Below are 18,972 nucleotides of genomic sequence, written 5' to 3'. Positions count from 1 at the left end.
TCACCAGCCTCTTATTGATCTTCACGCGACAGGTGTAACATAGGACGGTGTCCGTCATCGTGAGGAGGTGCGCGATGGAAGACAACGTTTGGCGGCCGACGCATTTGACGTCGGAGCAGATGGAGGAGCGTCGCCTGGTGGCCGCGACGCTGCTGCGGCAGGGGCGGCTCTCTCAAGCAGACATCGCCCGGCATGTGGGGGTCAGCCGCGCCAGTGTCTGCCGCTGGGCCGCCACCCTGGCCCAAGAGGGCCCGCGCGGTCTGGCCGCGCGCCCCAACCTCGGGCCTCCCTCTCGCCTCGATGAGAAGGCCTGGGCTCGGCTGGGCCGGCTGCTGGATCGGGGTGCGGTGGCGGCGGGCTTTGCCACCGAGCGCTGGACCCTTGGCCGCATCGCCGCCGTGATCGAGCGCGAGTTCGGGGTGCATTATCATCCGCGCTACCTGGAGCGACCACTGAAGGCGCACGGCTTCAGCGTACAGCGCCCGGCCACACGGGCGAGGGAGCGCGACGAGCTGGTGATTGCGGTCTGGCCCAAGCGCGACTGGGTGGCGTTGAAAAAAAGGCCCAGCGCGAGCACCGCACGCTTCTTCTCTGGGACGAGACCGGCCACAGCTTCCGGATCCGGCCGGGCACGACCTGGGCGCGACGCGGGCTGACCCCCGTGCTCCAGCGGGTGAGCAAGCGACGTGAGGTGTCGAGCATCGTGGCGATCACGCCGGACGGGCGGCTGTATGCGCGTCATTTCCGCACCTCCATCTCGAGCCGCTGTGTCATTCAGGCTCTGCGCTCTGTCCGCTGCAAGATCGGCACGCCGCTGCTGGTGGTCTGGGATCGGCTCAACGCGCACCGCTCACGGGCGACTACGGACTTCATCGCTTCGCACGCACAGGACTTTGCGGTGGCCTATCTGCCAGCCTATGCCCCGGAGTTGAATCCGGAAGAGCAGTGCAATGCCTTCGTCAAGCGCGCCATGGCAAACGCTCTGCCCGGATCAGTCGATGACCTGCATCGGCTCGCCCGTCGCGAGTTCGGCCGCCTCAAACGTCACCCCGAGATGATCGTCCGCTTCTTCCGCCATGCAGGCCTCTCCATTACCGGCATCCCGTGAAGATCATTAGGTGGTCCTGCTCGGTATCAAGGAAGCGGCAGTGGCCGTAGGGCTGGCTAGTGCGGACCGCGTGTCGCCGCATGTGTGGCGGCATGCCTTTGCCACCCATATGCATTCCGGCGGCACCGACTTGCGCGTGCTGCAGGAGCTGCTCGACCACGCCGGCATCGAGACCACCCACCTCGATACCTCACGTCTCCACCAGATGGTCGGTGACCTCCATCCGCTCAATGAGGACGATCACTCGAGTGATAGAGTACTGATTTTATGAGACGGGATTGATTACCCAAGGCTTGCTTAGGCTGGAACGAGCCTGGACCCTTCGGCGACCGCGTTGGCAAGGCGCTTGCCCGAAATGGCATCGAAGCCATGCAGGGCGTTCTCAGGAAACGTCAGATAAAGCGCGCCGCCATCGATGACATCGAAACTCTTCGGCAGAACGACGGCCAACTGCTGCTCTGCGAGCATACAGTGGGCAACACGACTGCCGCCGAGTTCCTCGACCAGCTCAACCGCCGCCGGCAGCCCACCCGAGACGGGATCGTGCGAGACAACAAAGTCTTCCGGCCGGATGCCGAGTGTCAGCGCCTGCCCATCCGCCGGTTGGAGGAAGGGCAGATCGAGCATGGCCTCTGGCGCGGCGTCGAGAACGGCGCGACCCTGCCTCAGGGTCGACGGCATCAGGTTCATGGCCGGTGCCCCCATGAACCCTGCGACGAAGGTCGAGGATGGCTCGTTATAAATCTCGACCGGGCTGCCGATCTGCTCGACCACACCAGCATTCATGACGATCAGCACATCGGCCATCGTCATGGCCTCAACTTGGTCATGCGTCACGAAGATCGACGTCGCGCCGAGGCGCCTGTGCAGGCGTTTGATCTCGATGCGCATGCTGACCCGCAGTTTGGCATCGAGATTGGACAGCGGCTCGTCGAAGAGGAAGACGCCCGGCTCGCGCACGATCGCGCGGCCCATGGCAACGCGCTGGCGCTGGCCGCCCGACAGCTGCACCGGTCGGCGATCGAGATAATCGGAGAGATCGAGGATAGCTGCCACCTCCGCGACGCGGCGGTCGCGCTCCTCCCTTGCCACGCCGGCGATCTTCAATGGGTAGGCCATGTTCTGACGAACCGTCATGTGCGGATAGAGCGCGTAGTTCTGGAACACCATGGCGCAGCCGCGATCTGCCGGCTCGAGGTCGTTGAGGCGACGCCCGTCGAGCGCAATCTCACCCTCGGTCACCTCTTCGAGCCCGGCGATCATGCGCAGCAAGGTCGACTTGCCGCAGCCGGATGGACCGACGATGACGACGAACTCGCCATTGGAAATCTCGGTATCGACGCCGTGCAGCACCTGCTTGCCGTCATATGTCTTCTTGAGGCCGGATAGGGTCAGCCGCGCCATCTCAAGCCTCCCCCGTCAGCCGCGCCTGGAGGCGGCCGATGGTATCGTTGTCGAGTCCGATAGACTTCAGGTAGGCTTCGACCGAGCCATGATTGTCGATCAGGAAGGCGAGCGTGGCGACCATCGTCTGCCGCTCACAGGCCAGCAGCGGCCGGAAGGACTCGATGTCGGTGCCGCGTGCGACCGCATCGGCAATAAAGGTTTCAAGCAATGGCGCGATCATTGGGCCGGTCAATGCGTAATCCTCGACGATCACGGCCGCCTCAACCCCGGCCAGAGCCAGCATCAGCGCCGCGATCAGGCCGGTGCGGTCCTTTCCTGCGGTGCAATGAAACAGCACGATGCCCTCGGGCGCATCGGCGATCAGCGTCAGGACCTGCGCAATCGCGCCGTGACGGGTGGTGAGCGCCGCGAGGTAGAGATCGAGCAACACGTCGCCGCTTGTCATCGCGGCCGGGTCTAAAGCATCGAAGAGCGAGACGTTGTGGTAGGCAACGTTTGGATTGTCACGAAACGGATTGGGATGGCTTTCCAGTTCATGATCGCGGCGTAGGTCGATGACAGTCCGAACGCCTTCGTCGGTGAGCATGGCCATGCCTGCGGCATCAAGCCGATGCAGGCCATCTGCGCGGAGCAGGCGCCGCCAGCGGGTCTCCCCCTCCCCTAAGGCATAGCCGCCGAGATCACGAATGTTGAAGGTGCCGGCAACGGCAACGTGTCGATCGAATTGGAGTTGCATCAGCGAATTCCCGATTTCATGAAGGACTGGATAACCTGCCGCTGCAGGACAACGTAGATGAGGAGGATCGGCAGGCTCGCCAGCGAGGACGCAGCCATCAGCGGTCCCCAAGCGGTGCCCTCAGAGGTCATGAACATCTGGATGCCGATCTGGATCACGCTGCTGTCAGGGGTGCGGGAGAGCAGCAGCGGCCAGAAATACTCATTCCAGGTCGAGATGAAGAGCAGGATCGCGAGCGAGGCGATGGTGCCGCGCAGGTTCGGCGCCATGACCTCCCACAGGATGCGCCAGCTTCTTGCGCCATCCATGCGGGCAGCCTCGATGATCTCGGCCGGGAACGAGCGCATGGCCTGCGCCAGCATGAGCACGGCCAGCGCGCCGGCAAAGTGCGGCAGGATCAATGCGGAAAGACTGTCCAGCAGGCCGAGATTGGCGACAAGCAGATAATTCGGGATCATCACCACTTGGAACGGCACGAGCCACGTCAGCGCAATCAGCGTGTACAGGATCTTGTCGAACGGAAAGCGCCAGCGTGCGAAGGCATAGGCGGCCAGCAGGCCGGTGAAGAGCTGTATGACGGTAACAATGGCCGACACCACGAAGGTATTGAGGAGCATTGTCCCGATCGGGATTGCCCTGAGGGCATGGACATAGTTGTCCAGCGAGGCCGCGCTCGGCCACAGCGTCGTCTCAAAGATCGCATTAGCCGGGCGAAACGACGAGACGATCATCCAGTAGACCGGGAACAGACAAAAGATCGACAGAACAACCATGACGACGTGGCCGGCGGCGGTGTTCCAGCGGATTCCGGTTTTGCCCCTCGCCCGTTTGCGCGGTGCGACGTGCGATCGGGCGGGAGCGTAGAGTGTTTCAGTTGTCATGAAACGAGTACCTGTCCATCAGCCGGAAGAGAACGAAGGCGACGGCGCCGAAGCCGAGGAAAAGGATCACGGCGGCGGCCGAGCTCCAGCCGACCGACATCGTCGAGAAGCCGAAATCCCAGAGGATGTAGAAGATGTTGGTGGTTGCCCCGAGCGGTCCGCCGCCGGTCAGGACATGGATGTAGGAGAAGCTCCATTGCGCGCCGAGCAGGATTGTCATCAGCGTCAGGAATAGGATCGTCGAGCGCAGCAATGGCAGGCGGATGTCGCGGATGATTTGCCAGCGCGAGGCCCCGTCCATACGGGCAGCCTCGATCAGTGATGGGTTGATGTTGGCGTTGGCGGCCGAAAAGATCAGGGTCGAGAAGCCGATCAGCTTCCAGCCGGTGAGCCCGATGATCGTCCAGATCGCCACCTTAGGATCCTGCAGGAAGCGGACCGGCCGGTAACCGAACAGAGAGATCGCCTCGTTGATCATGCCGTGACCGGGGTCGAGCAGCCAGCGCCAGATTGCGGCAGCCACCACGGGGGCGATGATCATCGGCACGAAGATGATTGCCCGGTAGACATTGCGCGAGCGCGCCGGCAGGTCATGCGTATAGATGGCAATGCCAAGCGGGATGAGGATGGCCATGGGCAGCAGGCCGAGGACATAGACCAGCGTATTGGACAGCGCCTGCCAGAATTTCGGCAAAGCGAAGATGTTGGCATAGTTCTGCCAGCCGACGAACCGTATTGGGGAGGTCGGCAGCATGTTCCACTCGTAAAAGCTCAGGCGAAACGCGTCGATCAGCGGCCAGTAGATCCAGATGATCAGGGTGATCGCGGCCGGCGCGAGATAGAGCCAGGGCGCGAGGTGCCGCAGGTTGGCGCGCCGGGATGGGGCCGCGAGGGCGCGGGCCGGCAGCGGCTGGCTGAGCGCTGCGTCTGTCATTGACTTTCTCCGGATCTGGTAAGGCCGATGGCCGGCATCAGGTTCGCTCGGCGAGGAGCCTGATGCCGGCGCTTCATCTTGTTACTTCGGCATCAGCGGCTGGGCATTGTCCTGCGCCGCCTGCATGGCGCTCGCCGGATCCATGCCGCCGAAGACGGCCATTTCGGCACCTTCCATCATGATCTTCTGGATCTGCCGATAGTTGGAGCCGGGGAAGGATTCCCACCGTTCCAGGATCGCGAGCTGCTCGAGGTTCGGCTTGATCAGCGGATACTTCTTGACCCAGTCGCCGAGATACTTCGGATCGTCGACGATGTCAGTCCGCAGCGGCAGATAGCCGATCTCGGAGGTGATGACGGTATAGGCCTCCTTCGAGGTCATGAACTTCATCAGCTCCCAGGCGGCGCGTTGCTTCAGCGGGTCGCGGCTCAGGATCACCAGAGCGCTGCCCGAATTGTTCGGTCGCTGCGGCTTGTCGCCAAAACGCGGCATGGTGGTCGCGCGCAGGTCGAACTTGCCTTCCGCGCCCTTCACCAGAAAGCCCTGGATTGCGGAGGTCTGGAGATACATGCCGACATTGCCCGACGCCATTCCTTCCATGGCCGCCTGCAATTCGAGATTGGTGTAGGCGCCACTGTCATAGAGGTCGCGCAGCATCGCGACCGCTTCCACGGCCGCTGGCTGAGCAAAGGCAAGCTGCTTGCGATCCTCGGACATCAGCCTGCCGTTGTTGGAGCGCAGCACACCTTGAAACAGCCAATCACCGGCCGAGGGGCCGAAGATCCCGGTGGCAATCCCTTCGGCTTTGGTCTTGTCGACAATGGCCAGGGCGGCCTGCTTTACCTCGGCCCAGGTCTTCGGCGGATTGTCCGGGTCAAGCCCGGCCTGCTTGAACAGGTTGGCATTGTAGAACAGCACCGGCGTGGAGAAGGTATAAGCCAAACCATAGGTCTTGCCGTTGATGACACCGAGCTGCAGACCGTTCGGCGTGATCCCCTCGAAATGCTGCTTGAGTTCGGCTTCCGGAACGGTGCCCTCGAGTGCCACCGCGCCGAGATTGTCCACTGTGAAGTTCAGGTCGGAAAAGACCATCTGCACGACGTCTGGGATGCGGCCGGCCGCGACGTCAGCCTGGATGCGGCTCGTAATGTCGGCCGAGCTCGCGCCGACACCCTCGACCTTGATGTTCGGATTGGCCTTCTCGAACGCGGCGATCATCCGCTTGGTGGCTTCCGCGCCGTTGCCGGCGGAAGCGAGATTGTAGTTGTAGTAGCTGATGGTCACCGGCTTTTGCACGGTGGCCGGGATCTCCCCGGCAAAGGCGGGAAGAACGCCGCTGGCAGCAAGCAGAGCGAGCGAGCCGGTGAGGAATGTCTTGCGGTTCATGGGTGAGCTCCGATCGAGCGAATTCATTCGGCTGCGACGAGAGCGGCTTCTTGCGCCTGCGTCTCGTAGAAGCGGATTACCTCGGCCATGCCAGCGAAGGTGTGGACCTTGAGCTCGCGGCGCTCGGCCGGTTGTGGCACGAAGGAGATCGTCAGCCCCGAAGGCCGGACGGTGCCGATGGCGAAGGATGCGCCGGAAACCATCCGCAGACCTTCATGCAGGTAGCGCACGTCGGTTGCCGCGTGCTGGCCGATGCCGACGACCACCGGGATTCCATACCAGTTGCTGACCCGGTCATAGTGGATATGGCCGGACAGGATGCCCAGGATGTTCTCGCGCCCCTTGAGAAGGTCGCGCAATGCCTGTGTATCGGCAATCGACAGCGCCTCCCATTCAAGCGCAACGTCCTCATCCAGCGCTGGTGCATGGTGCATGACAATGAGCTTCGGGAGGTCCGGATGCCGGTCCAGCTCGGCGGCAAGCCAGTCGATCTGACCCTCTTCGAAGTGACCACCGATCTTGAACGGCTTGCTTGAGTCGATCATGACGACATGGATGCCATCGATGACGGCAGCATGATCGTAAGGCGCATCCGTCTCCTCGGTGCGGCCGAGCATCACCGGATAAAAGCCCTCGCGCTTGTCGTGGTTGCCGAGCGTATAGAGCACCGGCATCTCGAGACCAGCCTCGTCCATGATGGTTTTCAAACGTTGATAGGCTTCCGGCTCGCCATGATTGGTGAGGTCGCCGCTGGCGACGATGAAACGTGGAGCCGGCTGCAGTGACTTGATGTCGGAAAGGATCGCCCGCAGCGTTGCTTCGGTATCGGAATAGAGATGATCGTCCTGAACATTCGGATGGCCGATATGAAGATCGGTGATGTGCACGAAAGTGAGCGGGGTTGCGGACATGAGCATCGGATCCTGTGAGGCGCGCCTGCCGTAAGGGGCGGGGCTTGCGTGAGAACAAGGGAGGAGGTAATCCGTGTTCATGACAACTGAATGAACGTTCATTCAGTCATGTGGGGAGAGACTTTTGGATCACGTCGTCGACAAGCGCGAGCGCATCCTGGCCGCCGCGTCTAACCTGATCGTGAAGAACGGGCTGCAATGTTCGATGGTGGAGATTGCCCAGGTCGCCGGTGTCGCGACCGGCACGGTCTATCTTTATTTCAAGTCGAAGGAAGATCTGATCCGTGGTGTCTACGGCCGGCTGACGGAGCAGGCGCTAGCCGCGCTGGTGGTCGAGCACGGCCCGGATGTTTCGCACGAGGCGCGCATCCGCCGCTATATCGACGACTACATCACCTTCATATGGGCTGACTCGGACCGCGCCATCCTGTTCGAATACCTCTCCAACGTGCCGCTGATTCCGGCCGAGGACCTGCGCAAATTGTTCGCGCCCGTCACAGCCTACACCACCCGCCTCGTGACGGAAGCCCGCGCGGTGGGCGTGTTGCGCGACCTACCGGTGTCGGATATGGGCGGCTTCATTGGCGGGGGCATCCGCAACACGCTGAAATGGCGGCGCGTCGATGGATCTACGCTGTTGCCGGCCGAGCGCGCCGCGATCGCGGAAATGTGCTGGAGCGCGATCGCCGCGTGAGTGCGAGTGCTTCAGACTTTGCTAACACCGCATCGTGCGCTCGACCGAGATGGCTTGCCAATGTCGCAAAGCTTGAGCCCTACCGCGGCCTCTAGGCACATGCCGAAGCGGCTCGCAACCTCCCCAGCAATCGGCAGACTTGCCGGGGCTCAGCGCCAGGACATGAGCCTCCGAAACGATCGTCGTGCGGCTCTCAACAACCTTCGACAGATCCTCAATGCACGGCAGATCACGCTCGCTCATCGCAACCAGTTCCCGCGGTGTTCCCCGCACTTTGCGTGCTGCCTCCAGCTTCAGGCTGAACTGCCCAACACATGATCGCCAGCATTTCTGTTCGGGAGATCCGTCATGTGCAAGCGCCTGCTGCCCCTCATCCCTGCAGGTCTGAGCGTCGTTCAGGTCTTGCCTAATCCCGAGCTCATCACCGTTATCGCCCAGCTCCGAAGCCGCACGGCGGCTTGCGTCGGCTGTGGTCAACTTTCCCGGGGCGTACACAGCGTCTATCAGTGCTGCCTGCACGATCTGCCGTGGCAAGGGCGGATCGTTCAGAAGGGACGCTCTAAGGCCCGCCCCATAGGGGCAGATGTCATAAGGCCGGGTTGCCTCTGTACCTGCCAAAACGATGTCGTCCGTCGGGTACACGACAGTTCTGCTCCGAATAAGACATTCATCGTCAGGTTAAGGAGCTTGCCGCATTTGATCGTGCCCATTCTGCGGTAGAGATTTTGGGATCCGGCCTAAGCCAAAGAAAACCTTCGCTGGGATGGTGTGAGCGGCTGATTTCATGTTAGGGCCTCATGGCTTGGTCCGCTGGACTGCCCTACTCGCGAGGTCCCCGACGCTGGCGGGGCGGGAATTTCTCTAACCCCTATCGCGCTGGCGTTGCCCTTATAACGGCGGATAGGGCCAGTGTTTCGAGGTGTATCGATGATGAAACAAAAATTGCGCTCGCCGGGCGAGCCGGTAGCATCGCAGTTTTGCATATCTACAGATACTTAACAGTGTTCTGTCATGATCCATCGAGATAGGATCGGCGCGTAATCTCCTAAGGATGTGTCTGTGTCGCTGCGCACGCTCAAAGTGATTTTCGGTGCCGTTACCGTCTGCTTCCTCCTGGCGAGCGCTTATATCGCGGTGCTGATTACAGAACGTCAGAGGCTCCTGGGAGATCTCACGCACTATAACCCGGCCTGGCAGGCCAGCCAGGCCGTTTCCGAGTTTATGCGCCTCGAGCGTCGGCTGGATGCGTTCAATGTTCCGGGCCGTGGCATCGATAAGGACGAAGTTGAGCTCCGCTTCGAGATCCTTATCAGCCGGGCCAAGCTCCTCATCGAGGGCCGCTTCCGCAGCATCATTCAGGACGATGCCGATCAGCTGGCAACCCTCCGTCGTCTCGCTGAGGTACTGGTTTTAATCCAGCCTCTCATCGCAGAACTCGAGCATCCTGGCTCCGTCCAGCAGGCGCTTCAGCTCTTGGAGCCGCTGGAGCCAAGGTTGCTGCAGCTCGCATCCTACGCCCAGATCCGCGGAGGGGAGAGGATCGCCCAGGATCAGCACGAGCTCAATCGCCTGTACTGGATCTTCTCGGGACTATCGCTTGGTCTGATCCTGCTTGGACTGATTCTGATTGGCCTCTTCAGCCGGCATAATCAATTGCTGGAACGAGCCCATAAGGATCTCCATGCTCTCACCGGTCATCTCACCCATGCCGCCAGACACGATGCACTGACTGGGCTGGCGAACCGCGTGCTTTTCCAGGAGCAACTGGAGACGCATCTCGGCAGGTGGCGGCAAGAGGGCCTTCGATTTGCTGTCCTGTGCTTGGATCTTGATCGGTTCAAGAGCGTCAACGATACATTAGGTCACGAGATCGGCGATGCGCTTTTGAAAATCGTCGCTGATCGCCTTCGGAACTGCCTACGCGATAGCGACACCGTCGCTCGTCTTGGTGGTGACGAGTTTGCCATCCTCCAGGAGGTTCCGGGCGGGCTTGAACCGTGTATGGCCCTCGCGAGGCACATTGTGGAGCAGTTGAGCGCCCCCTACTCCGTTGACGGGCGTGAGATCGTCATAGGAGCCAGCATCGGCATCGCTGCAGTTGAGGCAGACATTGTATCGTCCGACCAGATGCTGAAACGCGCAGACCTCGCCCTCTACGCGGCTAAATCCCAGGGGCGCGGCCTGTTTTGCTCGTTTGAACCGAGCATGGAAGCGCAATTGGATGCACGCCGGTCGCTTGAGATCGACTTGCGCACGGCTCTGGCAAACGACGAGTTCGAGCTGTTCTTCCAGCCCCAGGTCAATATCCAGCTCAATGAGATCAACGGCTTCGAGGCTCTTCTGCGTTGGCGCCACCCCAAATGGAGCAAGGTCTCGCCGGCAGAGTACATTCCGGTCGCTGAGGACATTGGGTTGATTTCACCGCTTGGCGAGTGGGTCATACGGGCGGCTTGCGCTAAAGCTGTCAAATGGCCGCGGGACATCAAGGTTGCCGTCAATGTCTCTCCGGTTCAGTTCCGCAGCGGAACCCTTGTGCAAAGCGTGCGCAATGCGCTGCAGAGTACGGGGCTTGCTCCAGGGCGGCTTGAACTGGAGCTCACCGAGACGTCGCTGCTCGATGAGACCGAGGCGACCATGGCGGCGCTGCATGAGCTGCGCCGGCTGGGAGTGCAGATTGCCATTGATGATTTTGGCATAGGTTATTCATCGCTCAGCTATCTCCGCAGTTTTCCGTTTGACCGGATCAAGGTTGACCGGTCTTTTGTGCGGGATCTCTCATCACGACGTGATGCGATGACGATCGTACGATCGATCGCAAGTCTTGGCGCTGGCCTTGGCATGTCCACTGTTGCCGAGGGCATCGAGACAAAGGAGCAATTCCTCCAGGTCCAGACGGCGGGCTACACGGAGGCCCAGGGCTACTACTTCGGACGTCCCAGGCCGGCCCATGAACTGGTCTATTCCCTGGACCCAGCGTTATCGGCACCGTCAGGCTAACCGAAGGATGACGATGTCGGCTGCAAGCCGTGCATCTTCTCTGAGACTGCACGCTGCGCCGGGCCAAAACGCCAACTCGCTCTTGGATGCAGCGCGAGCGACGCGATAAGATAGCTTGTCCTGGAGATGGTGTGTCCAGCTCAGGACCTATGGTGTTCAGAACTCTGTTCACGCGAAAGAGATAACGGTCAGGGGCACGATCAATGAAGACATATTGCGAGTTTACGTTCGAAGCCGCGCACTCGGTGGCTCCCTATTCCGGGCTGCATGGACATACCTTCATCGCCAAACTCACCTTCGGTGGAGCCGTCGACGAGATCTATGGCTGGCCGGTCAATCTCTATGACGTCGAGAACTACATCAAGGAAATCAAGGGCGAGCACGGATCGGGCCTCGATCACGGCAATCTCGATCTCAATCCCGAGATCGGCATCGCCTCTCTCGAGAACGTCACCACCTATATCTGGCGGCTGGTGAAGGCGCGTTTCCCGAACCTCGAAGAGGTCGAGCTCAAGCGCGGCATGCCCGGCTCGACGGAAGGCTGCATCTATCGTGGTGAAGCTGCGAGCAAAGCCAGCCGCGCGGCCTGAGGACTGTCATCTTTCGCCTGCGAAAGAGCCGCTTAGTGCACTTAACAGGGCTGTCCGATGGCGTGAAGTCCGTCATGCCTTCTCAGGCGGGGCGCCCCTTCATCCGTCCTGCGATCCAACTTGGCGCATTCCCCGAAGAGCTTGGCTGGGGCCTCGCCGAATGTTGCGCCGCAGGTCCAGGAAAAACACAATCATAGACCCAAGTGAACACGAAGGCGTAGACGATGAAGACGAGGGCGAATGCCACATCCATGAGAAAGGCATGGACCAAGCTGATGCTGAGGTACTAGGCCAAGAGCGGCGTCAGCATGGCCAATAGCCCGGCCTCAAACAGGACAGCGTGCAGGACACGAACGGGAATGCTTTTGTCACTTCCACCGGTTAGGCGCTGCAGGATGGAATCGAACGCTAAATTATAGAGATATGTCCACAGGGTTGTGATGATCGCACAGGCAATCCTCACCACGGTGATATCTGCCACCGGCATGCTGAAGGCCCACGCACCGAGTGGTGAGATCAGAACAAGGCCGCCGAGCTCAAAGCTGATGGCGTGGCGCAGGCGATCCCAAGGCGAGCGCATGATCGAAAAGCCTCAAGAGAAGGGGGCGAGCTGGGCCACGTAGGTGCGTCGGGCCTACGCTGAACATGTCCGATTGAGGGCGGCGCATTCCTGCAGGAACTCCCGCTTGAGGTCAGCACTATCGGCCATCTCGCCCCAGTAGTAGGGGTTGATCATGCGGCTGCGGTGACTGGCGCGCACGCCGCGGTGGGTCTTGCACATGTGCACGGCGCTGATGCGCACTGCCAGCCCCCGCGGTGCGGTCATGTCCATGATGTATTGGCCGATCTGCTTGACGAGCTCCTCCTGGATCTGCAGCCGCGCGGCAAAGTACGCCACGATCCGGTCGTACTTGGACAGGCCGATGATCTTGCCGTCAGCAGCAGGTAGGATGCCGATGGTAGCCGCGCCATAGATCGGCATCATGTGATGCGCACACATGGAGCGCACCTCAAGTGGACCCGTGACGATCAGCTGATCATAGGCCTGGGCATTGTCGAACTCGGTGATCTTGGGCGGGGCGGTATAGCGGCCCTCCAGGAGTTCCTCGACGTACATCTTGGCCACCCGTTGCGGCGTCTCGCGGGTGTTGTGGTCGTTCTGATGATCAATGCGCAGGATGTCGAACAACTCCTCCAGCTTCCGGGCGGCCGCGGCGATCATCATCTCGCGCTCGACCTCGGTCATGGGAGTGTCAAGCGCCTCGTTGCACAGGCGTGCGAGATTAAGCGGGTGAGCATGGAAGTTCATCATGGGCCCCTGCAAAGTTACCGGTTGCTTATATCGACTGACTAAAGAGATGATTCATGAACCACGCAATTGCCAGTCCAGCTAAGATCATAACGATCATAAGGGTGATACAGATTGCCTTTTCATGACGCGCCCGCTGGGCCCGAAGGCCATCCAGCTTGCGCTGCTTCTCAAGCTCGTAGGTTTTCATGGTCGTGCCCCCATCCATACCGTTACCAGCTCTGACGAGCTCTGAGAAGATTGTCTCTTATGGCAAATTGACCGAGAGCACCGTTGAATATTATTGCTACTGTAGCAATAGTCTTTTGGATAGGCCTGCAACAGAGAGGTCTGTGTGCCGAAGGAAGCGGGCGATTATCATGGGTCGGCTCTGCAGGCGACCGAGTTCGCGGCGGATCAGACGCTGGTGATGCGCGACTGGTCCGGGCAGCGCGTTCTCCATGGCTCGCTTGACGAACGCATTGCGCTACTCTTCCAGATTGAACTCGGACGCATAGGCCAGCAGGCAAGTCCCCGCACAGTCCAGCAGGTGAGCCGAGATGAAGATGGTGATCTGCGATCGATAACCTGCTGCTTACTCGCGTGATGCGCAAACCGCATAGATGTCGGGGGGCATGCTGTCATTCAACTCAGGTACAAGATGGAAAGATCTCACTGCGCTGCTGTGTGCAGCGCATCACTCTTGTTGGGCGTTGTCCTCGCGAGTTTTCGGGCCGCTGGAAATAGCGTCCTTTTTCTTATCCAGACGCAGCGGCCCATCGCGCAATAAAGTGAATGTAATCGATTTCATTTGCGACATGATCTTGCACGATTTCCGACGTTCGTATAACGCCTCTGCTGGCGACCCACTAGCGTCCGGCCGTTCTCCAGAACAGAGCCGTTCTGCTCTGCACCTTGGGCCGCCGCCCCTTGAAGCGAAGCTCAACTGCTTCGGATGATTAATGCAGCTCGACTTCCCAACTCTTGGTGTTGTGTTCGTTCTGAACACAGCCATTCTCACGGCACTGCTTTTCTTTGCCTGGGCGCTCAATCGACAGGTCAAAGCACTGGCTTGGTGGGGACTTGCGTTCTTTCTCGTCCTTATGGGCATGGGCCTCATGGTTGTTGCGCGGGGTACACTGACCCTCGCCACTTTACTTATTGCCAACAGTGTCTTGATCGCCGCCTATAGCGTCCTCTACGGAGGCTGCCAGACGTTCAATGCTCGACCGATAAGTCTACCATCACTATTGGTAGGCATGGTCCTGTGGTGGGTGGCATTCCCTTTCATCTCTGACAGTTCAACAACGAGATTGGTCCTTACATCCGCAATCTGCGCTGGTTACGCGCTGATGTCGGCCTGGGAGCTTTGGTGGCATGCACGTCATCGACTGGCGTCGCAAGTCGCTGCGATCATTCTCCTGATTGGATTGGTTGGCTTTAACACACTGCGAGGACTGCTTGGGTTCTCGCTCGCCCAGTCTTTTTGGATCGCTGGCCCTGTCCCCCCATGGTCCGGTGCGATGGCAATCGGAATTGCGACGTTCATGCCGACCGTAGCGTTCGTCTTTCTGTCCATGGCGAAAGAACAACTGGAGCATCAATACAAGCGGGCCGCTCTGACCGATCCGCTTACCAAGATCCCAAACCGCAGAGCCTTTCTCGAAGATGCTACAGTGCTGATTACACGGCAACGCTGTGCGCCCACCAGTTGTCTGCTCTTTGATTTGGACAACTTCAAGCAGATCAACGATACATATGGGCATGAGGTGGGAGACCATGTGTTGGAAATCTTCGGCTCTATTTTGTCCGACCATCTTTCAGAGGGTGCCTATGGCCGGTTGGGGGGAGAGGAGTTCGGCGCAATCGTTCCTCTTTCCGGAGACGACGCTGGGAGACTGGCCGAGCAAATCCGGCATTCGTTTGAATCTGTTGCGAAGATTGTTCGCGGCCAGCGTGTGGATGTGACCGTCAGTGTCGGTTGTGCCACCAGTGCAACATCAACCGTTAGAGACCTGCTCCGCCATGCCGACACCGCTCTGTACCGAGCCAAGGCTCAGGGTCGGAATGCAGTTGTCTCAGCACCGTCAAATGTGAACATCGGGTAATTGCGGGTGGCGCGGAAGCTCTGTTGGGCTGACGATACTCGCAATGATCCGTGACCCTCTCACTCGCTCACTTTCTACCTCTTTCCACAGGTGCGGGCAAAGAATGCAGCACTGATGGTCATGTGGACACGTCCTCACATTTCACAGGGAACGGGATCACGACACATTTACTCCGAGATCGCGGCGCGGGTGCCGAGCTTTCCCATTCGGCCCGTGCCATCGACAGGGCCAGTGTCATTCCCTGTCCTATCGCCCTGGCTAGATCCTCATAGCCAGCTTGCACGGTGAAAACCCGCTCACAAGCTCCATCGGGAACATTCAGCAGCAGATGGAGGCAGGGTGGGCCGTGTAAAAACCCGTCTTCCACGCCGTCCGCTTTCACAAGGGACAGGTGCAGGCCGTCGACCTCTTCGAATGTCTCTAGGATGTCGTAGCGGATCACCTTGGGCATGGACGTGACGGACATAGGCTAACGTTCCCCCTTCTTTTTCTGCATTCGGATGGCTGGCGGTCGATCGCGTGGCAATTTCACGCCCGGTCGGCTGCCATTCTCAGGAATGAACATCACACTTTCTGCTTCCAGGGTTTTTTGCAGGCTGCGCGGCGTCATGGCTTGGGCATTAAGGGGCCCATCCATGCGCCAGGTGAACCTGACGCTGTGGTGCTGACCTCTGCTCGACACCACACGGGCATCGACACGCAGGGTGAGGCTGGGAATCACCAACACGAAGTCGGGTGGAAGTGCGACGGCGGCCGCGAACCGGATACGAGCACCGCGCGCCGATATATCTACCACAGTACATACTATGGACAGAGATTGGCCTTTGAGTAAAGCGTTAGCCCTGTAATCACATGGCCACTGACGATGCCGGCGGCGTTCGTCCTCTCTCGTCATTGTAGCTAGCGCCTCCGACTGAGTCGATTTCGGAGAGCTGTGGTGACTGCGAGTAGAATTGCGCCGCCTAAGCTTCCGGCGATCAATTCGAAAACTGGATGCGTGAAAACGCCTTTCGGGACATCGCTGGCGAGGGTGGATTGAATTGGGTGGAAGCCTGTAAGGGCTCTGCCAATCATGCAGCCATAGAGGGCGCCACTTGAGACGCTCAAATTCTGCTCCGGTTCCAACTCCCTTTTCGCGCGGGTCACTCTACCCAACCCTCAGTGTCATGAAGTCAGAACCCGATAACAGGGAGGAAGCGCGGTTCATGTGTGCCTTGAGACGAGACGAGGCGTTGAATGCGATGACTTGGCGCGGCTCAATGGGCACTTCGAGGTTTGTCTTGGGATTGCGGCCGATGCGCTGACCCTTCCGGCGCACGGTGAACACTCCGAACGACGAAAGCTTCACGGTCTCGCCTTGTTCGAGAGTGGTGCAAATCGCCTCCAGGACCTGATTCACCAGATCTGACGCGTAGTCTTTGGTGACGGGAGCCTGCTGGCACACAGCCTCAGCGAGGTCTGCGCGCGTGACACTCTTGCCGGTCATCGGGACAGCCTTACTCGAAGAAAAGGGCTGTTGTTGCCAGCAGCCCGAGTTTGGGAGGAATAGCCTTCTCAGAGGCGCGACGCCGCATAGGTGCAAGGGGATGCGGGCCGCAAAGATTTCCTACTGCTAATCGCTCTCGAGTGAAATCCCGTGTCGCTGATGTAATCGATTACGAAATTATATTTTTCCAAGCGAACCGAATCTGTGACCGGGAGGACACAGAGCGCAGGTGTCCTGGTTCGCCTGGACGGTTGCTCCCGCCTGCGTAATCTCCCAGCTCTTGCACTTGAGCGGGACGACGTCTTCAAAAGGTCAGTCACATGATCTCCCAACACTGCTTTCTGTCACGGGCTGAGAGAGTGTGTGCCATCCGGCTCTATTCCGAATTGCTTGTTCCTTCGCACGCCGCAATTGGCCCAATAGAACACGCTGACTGTCTGCGAGCCAAGGACAGCAAAAACAATCTCTATCACGCGATGAAAAGAGAAGACTTAACCCTTGAACCCAGACTCATGGTCGCGTTAGAAGCTCTCGCAGAATAAGGGCCCTCTCTCCGCCCATCTGGAAGTCATGTTTAGAGTTGATGTCGGCGCTCATGGAAGTCGAGTCTTGCAGCACGGAATGGACCATGACTGACCGTTGGAGCGATGACACTGCCGTGCATCCGACCAGCCGCATCGCGGGCCTTCGCGAAAGATCGCGCCATGCGGAAAGTTGTGGCTGCTATCTCTAAGGAGGGACAGTGTACAAACAGACCTGCCTCCGGCGATCTGCCTCGGCCTTGAACAGATTCCGGAACTCTGCCATTGGCCATTTTCGCTCTTCATAGGCCGCTGCGTTTGGATGAGGGCAATGCTCACGCATAAGAAGCTTTGGCAAGCCATTGATCTCGTGGCAGAGCAATCCGGGCTGTCCATCTCAGGCCTCGCAAGAAAGGCAGCCTTGGATCCGACCACCTTCAACAAATCAAAGCGAGTATGCCGTGCCAGTCGGGAGCGTTGGCCCTCCACGGAGACCCTGGCTAAGATGCTTGAGGCAGCCGGGATGAATCTTGTTGCCTTTGGGACGTTGATCAACTCCATACCCGACGAGCCAGATCTTAAGCCTGGGAAGTCGAACACACAGCGGGGCTAAATCTTACCCGCTGCTGACGCTTGGATCAGGTCGGCTCATTGATTCGGCAATCTCTGATCTGATCTAATCGATTGCCGTCAGGCTTGCTTCGCGAACTTCCGTCGGCGTGCTCGACCCTCCTCCCGCTTCGCATCCGCGAGCCGAAGGAGGACACCATCGAAAAAGCCCCTCACGCAAGCGCAATGTGAGGGGCCAAGTCGATTGGAGTGTGTACGGTCTGAGCCGCTGGAGCAGAGTACCCGCATTCGATGTCGCTCTTGAGACAAGTGACTTGAGACAAGTGAGGGCCTCTTCAGGCTATAATACTCCCTCGGCATGACGGACTGCCGCACCATTCTCCCCCTTAGGGCACTGGCCACGCCGCCTGTGATGGTCTTAACATTGGAAACAAGTGTGCACCTGTCGGACCTTGCCGGTGCGCGCCATCTCTGATGGGGCAGCGATGATCTACGGACACAATGAGGCGGATGTGGCACTCGATCAGAAGCGACACGAGGTGAACGAGCGCTTGGCTCGGGAAACCCGAATTGGCTGGCCCATTCTGATTGTCGCTGTTGTTCTCGTCGTCGGCGGTGCGGTAATGGTTGCTTATCTCTTCCTCAATGCGGGTATCGGTCGCTGACAGTGCCCTATTCACTGCTCTAGCCTCAGCGACGAAACCTCTCGCTCGACTAAAGTTAGCTCCTGTAGGGCGATGGTGTAGGTTAAGTTAGACACCGAACAATACTGACCACCGATATGCAGAGAAAGCCGGCAATGACCGATGGCAAGAAGGACAAAGGAGGAAGTAGCGCTCAAGCCTCACAGGAGACCACACAAGCCGAACAGGTTTCAGCATATACCAAGGTGATTCTGGCGCGGCTGAGCCCTCGTTCCTCTAAGCGAGCCAGCGATAGACGACTGCCGTCCCGCCCCGCGTAGATGCGTGTCAGGCTGGTTGCGTGCCAAGCGGGATTGTGACGAGAAGGTTCCCGGCTTCATCGACTACATTGAGCTGCCAGTCGCGCCAATCCTCCTCATTGTGATGATCGTCCTGGCGAATTTTATGGATTGCCCGCGCAATTTGCTCATGCATTGCACCCAGGTCTGCGACCTCGAGCCCGCTGTCGTCCAAGATCTGGTCGTGCGTACTCACCAGATGAAAGAAGCATCGCATAGCGCCACAGCCCCGCCGTAACATTGCCATCGAGTGTCGAGCCTGGTCAGGACGGCAGGCCACAGGCTACATTCCCGATTTTGCGCATGGGCGCAAGGCGAGTTCTTATTCTCGCTGATGATTTGCTCGGGCGCCCATCAGTTTCGATCATGTGTG

Annotated in this window: 20 protein-coding genes and 2 pseudogenes; 9 read left to right on the top strand and 13 right to left on the bottom strand. The window is 59.4% G+C overall.

Translation table 11 applies throughout. The annotated features are described in order from the left end of the window. The first annotated feature begins 74 nt into the window (after positions 1-74). The 3 genes and pseudogenes from JO965_RS31635 to JO965_RS31625 all read left to right on the top strand — a co-directional run. Positions 75-656 (top strand): winged helix-turn-helix domain-containing protein, encoded by a 582-nt coding sequence (locus tag JO965_RS31635; RefSeq protein ID WP_203444839.1) that lies wholly within the window; start codon positions 75-77, stop codon positions 654-656. Further along, entirely contained in the window at positions 542-1,108 is a 567-nt protein-coding gene (locus JO965_RS31630) for a transposase (protein ID WP_371826964.1), read from the top strand. Before JO965_RS31635 ends, JO965_RS31630 begins: the two co-directional genes overlap by 115 nt. 25 nt (positions 1,109-1,133) lie before the next feature. Further along, positions 1,134-1,379: pseudogene (locus tag JO965_RS31625) on the top strand (tyrosine-type recombinase/integrase); the annotation flags it as partial. A 26-nt stretch (positions 1,380-1,405) separates the two neighbouring features. Here JO965_RS31625 and ugpC read toward each other — a convergent pair. The 6 genes from ugpC to JO965_RS31595 form a co-directional block, all read right to left on the bottom strand. Beyond that, complete coding sequence (ugpC, locus tag JO965_RS31620) at positions 1,406-2,512, bottom strand: sn-glycerol-3-phosphate ABC transporter ATP-binding protein UgpC (protein ID WP_203444837.1); 1,107 nt, start codon at positions 2,510-2,512, stop codon at positions 1,406-1,408. A 1-nt stretch (position 2,513) separates the two neighbouring features. Continuing rightward, positions 2,514-3,251, bottom strand: a complete 738-nt coding sequence (locus JO965_RS31615) for a tyrosine-protein phosphatase (RefSeq protein ID WP_203444836.1) — start codon at positions 3,249-3,251, stop codon at positions 2,514-2,516. Then, positions 3,251-4,132: a carbohydrate ABC transporter permease gene (locus JO965_RS31610; protein ID WP_203444835.1), complete on the bottom strand. Its 882-nt coding sequence runs from the start codon at positions 4,130-4,132 to the stop codon at positions 3,251-3,253. Before JO965_RS31610 ends, JO965_RS31615 begins: the two co-directional genes overlap by 1 nt. Then, positions 4,122-5,066 carry a carbohydrate ABC transporter permease gene (locus JO965_RS31605; protein WP_203444834.1) on the bottom strand — a complete coding sequence of 315 codons (945 nt, stop codon included), beginning with the start codon at positions 5,064-5,066 and terminating at the stop codon, positions 4,122-4,124. Before JO965_RS31605 ends, JO965_RS31610 begins: the two co-directional genes overlap by 11 nt. Before the next feature lie 81 nt (positions 5,067-5,147). Beyond that, positions 5,148-6,452, bottom strand: coding sequence for an ABC transporter substrate-binding protein (locus JO965_RS31600; protein WP_203444833.1), 1,305 nt, complete (start codon positions 6,450-6,452; stop codon positions 5,148-5,150). Positions 6,453-6,475: 23 nt separating this feature from the next. Then, positions 6,476-7,363 (bottom strand): metallophosphoesterase, encoded by an 888-nt coding sequence (locus tag JO965_RS31595; protein WP_203444832.1) that lies wholly within the window; start codon positions 7,361-7,363, stop codon positions 6,476-6,478. A gap of 124 nt (positions 7,364-7,487) precedes the next feature. On the opposite strand from JO965_RS31595, the gene JO965_RS31590 reads away from it, so the two are divergent. The 3 genes from JO965_RS31590 (at position 7,488) to JO965_RS31580 (ending at position 11,644) form a co-directional block, all read left to right on the top strand. Beyond that, a complete protein-coding gene (locus tag JO965_RS31590; RefSeq protein WP_203444831.1) occupies positions 7,488-8,057 on the top strand; it encodes a TetR/AcrR family transcriptional regulator in 570 nt (189 codons plus the stop codon). 1,059 nt (positions 8,058-9,116) lie between these two features. Further along, entirely contained in the window at positions 9,117-11,054 is a 1,938-nt protein-coding gene (locus tag JO965_RS31585) for a bifunctional diguanylate cyclase/phosphodiesterase (protein ID WP_203444830.1), read from the top strand. Positions 11,055-11,257: 203 nt separating this feature from the next. Beyond that, positions 11,258-11,644, top strand: a complete 387-nt coding sequence (locus JO965_RS31580) for a 6-carboxytetrahydropterin synthase (protein WP_203444829.1) — start codon at positions 11,258-11,260, stop codon at positions 11,642-11,644. A gap of 82 nt (positions 11,645-11,726) precedes the next feature. On the opposite strand, the pseudogene JO965_RS31575 reads toward JO965_RS31580, so the two are convergent. The 3 genes and pseudogenes from JO965_RS31575 to JO965_RS31565 all read right to left on the bottom strand — a co-directional run bounded on the left by JO965_RS31575 (position 11,727) and on the right by JO965_RS31565 (position 13,143). Continuing rightward, a pseudogene (locus JO965_RS31575) lies at positions 11,727-12,224 on the bottom strand (PACE efflux transporter). A gap of 54 nt (positions 12,225-12,278) precedes the next feature. After that, complete coding sequence (gene folE, locus JO965_RS31570; RefSeq protein ID WP_203444828.1) at positions 12,279-12,956, bottom strand: GTP cyclohydrolase I; 678 nt, start codon at positions 12,954-12,956, stop codon at positions 12,279-12,281. 25 nt (positions 12,957-12,981) lie between these two features. Further along, the gene (locus JO965_RS31565) at positions 12,982-13,143 is read right to left on the bottom strand and encodes a hypothetical protein (protein WP_203444827.1); all 162 of its coding nucleotides are present in this window, start codon (positions 13,141-13,143) and stop codon (positions 12,982-12,984) included. A 144-nt stretch (positions 13,144-13,287) separates the two neighbouring features. On the opposite strand from JO965_RS31565, the gene JO965_RS31560 reads away from it, so the two are divergent. Then, complete coding sequence (locus tag JO965_RS31560) at positions 13,288-13,539, top strand: hypothetical protein (RefSeq protein WP_203444826.1); 252 nt, start codon at positions 13,288-13,290, stop codon at positions 13,537-13,539. A 355-nt stretch (positions 13,540-13,894) separates the two neighbouring features. Further along, a complete protein-coding gene (locus JO965_RS31555) occupies positions 13,895-15,040 on the top strand; it encodes a diguanylate cyclase (RefSeq protein ID WP_203444825.1) in 1,146 nt (381 codons plus the stop codon). 118 nt (positions 15,041-15,158) lie between these two features. On the opposite strand, the gene JO965_RS31550 is transcribed toward JO965_RS31555, so the two are convergent. The 3 genes from JO965_RS31550 to JO965_RS31540 form a co-directional block, all read right to left on the bottom strand. Further along, positions 15,159-15,506 carry a hypothetical protein gene (locus JO965_RS31550; RefSeq protein WP_203444824.1) on the bottom strand — a complete coding sequence of 116 codons (348 nt, stop codon included), beginning with the start codon at positions 15,504-15,506 and terminating at the stop codon, positions 15,159-15,161. Between the two features lie 3 nt (positions 15,507-15,509). Continuing rightward, entirely contained in the window at positions 15,510-15,935 is a 426-nt protein-coding gene (locus JO965_RS49645; protein WP_203444823.1) for a PilZ domain-containing protein, read from the bottom strand. A 252-nt stretch (positions 15,936-16,187) separates the two neighbouring features. Beyond that, entirely contained in the window at positions 16,188-16,526 is a 339-nt protein-coding gene (locus JO965_RS31540) for an integration host factor subunit alpha (RefSeq protein WP_203444822.1), read from the bottom strand. Between the two features lie 1,576 nt (positions 16,527-18,102). Here JO965_RS31540 and JO965_RS31535 point away from each other — a divergent pair. Then, positions 18,103-18,282 (top strand): hypothetical protein, encoded by a 180-nt coding sequence (locus JO965_RS31535; protein ID WP_203444821.1) that lies wholly within the window; start codon positions 18,103-18,105, stop codon positions 18,280-18,282. 306 nt (positions 18,283-18,588) lie between these two features. Here the strand turns inward: JO965_RS31535 and JO965_RS31530 are convergent, their stop codons facing one another. Then, complete coding sequence (locus tag JO965_RS31530; protein WP_203444820.1) at positions 18,589-18,774, bottom strand: hypothetical protein; 186 nt, start codon at positions 18,772-18,774, stop codon at positions 18,589-18,591. Positions 18,775-18,972: the final 198 nt, after the last annotated feature.

This window comes from Microvirga sp. VF16 (assembly GCF_016864375.1).
GTDB lineage: Bacteria > Pseudomonadota > Alphaproteobacteria > Rhizobiales > Beijerinckiaceae > Microvirga.
This window is presented reverse-complemented; position numbering and strand designations above follow the sequence as displayed.

What these genes read in the sequence shown, in the direction of transcription:
- JO965_RS31635 (WP_203444839.1), top strand. Translation starts at nt 75, where the DNA reads ATGGAAGACAACGTTTGGCGGCCGACGCATTTGACGTCGGAGCAGATG.
- ugpC (WP_203444837.1), bottom strand. Translation starts at nt 2,512, where the DNA reads ATGGCGCGGCTGACCCTATCCGGCCTCAAGAAGACATATGACGGCAAG.
- JO965_RS31615 (WP_203444836.1), bottom strand. Translation starts at nt 3,251, where the DNA reads ATGCAACTCCAATTCGATCGACACGTTGCCGTTGCCGGCACCTTCAAC.
- JO965_RS31610 (WP_203444835.1), bottom strand. Translation starts at nt 4,132, where the DNA reads ATGACAACTGAAACACTCTACGCTCCCGCCCGATCGCACGTCGCACCG.
- JO965_RS31605 (WP_203444834.1), bottom strand. Translation starts at nt 5,066, where the DNA reads ATGACAGACGCAGCGCTCAGCCAGCCGCTGCCGGCCCGCGCCCTCGCG.
- JO965_RS31600 (WP_203444833.1), bottom strand. Translation starts at nt 6,452, where the DNA reads ATGAACCGCAAGACATTCCTCACCGGCTCGCTCGCTCTGCTTGCTGCC.
- JO965_RS31595 (WP_203444832.1), bottom strand. Translation starts at nt 7,363, where the DNA reads ATGTCCGCAACCCCGCTCACTTTCGTGCACATCACCGATCTTCATATC.
- JO965_RS31580 (WP_203444829.1), top strand. Translation starts at nt 11,258, where the DNA reads ATGAAGACATATTGCGAGTTTACGTTCGAAGCCGCGCACTCGGTGGCT.
- folE (WP_203444828.1), bottom strand. Translation starts at nt 12,956, where the DNA reads ATGATGAACTTCCATGCTCACCCGCTTAATCTCGCACGCCTGTGCAAC.
- JO965_RS31565 (WP_203444827.1), bottom strand. Translation starts at nt 13,143, where the DNA reads ATGAAAACCTACGAGCTTGAGAAGCAGCGCAAGCTGGATGGCCTTCGG.
- JO965_RS31555 (WP_203444825.1), top strand. Translation starts at nt 13,895, where the DNA reads ATGCAGCTCGACTTCCCAACTCTTGGTGTTGTGTTCGTTCTGAACACA.
- JO965_RS31550 (WP_203444824.1), bottom strand. Translation starts at nt 15,506, where the DNA reads ATGTCCGTCACGTCCATGCCCAAGGTGATCCGCTACGACATCCTAGAG.
- JO965_RS49645 (WP_203444823.1), bottom strand. Translation starts at nt 15,935, where the DNA reads ATGACGAGAGAGGACGAACGCCGCCGGCATCGTCAGTGGCCATGTGAT.
- JO965_RS31540 (WP_203444822.1), bottom strand. Translation starts at nt 16,526, where the DNA reads ATGACCGGCAAGAGTGTCACGCGCGCAGACCTCGCTGAGGCTGTGTGC.
- JO965_RS31535 (WP_203444821.1), top strand. Translation starts at nt 18,103, where the DNA reads ATGATCTACGGACACAATGAGGCGGATGTGGCACTCGATCAGAAGCGA.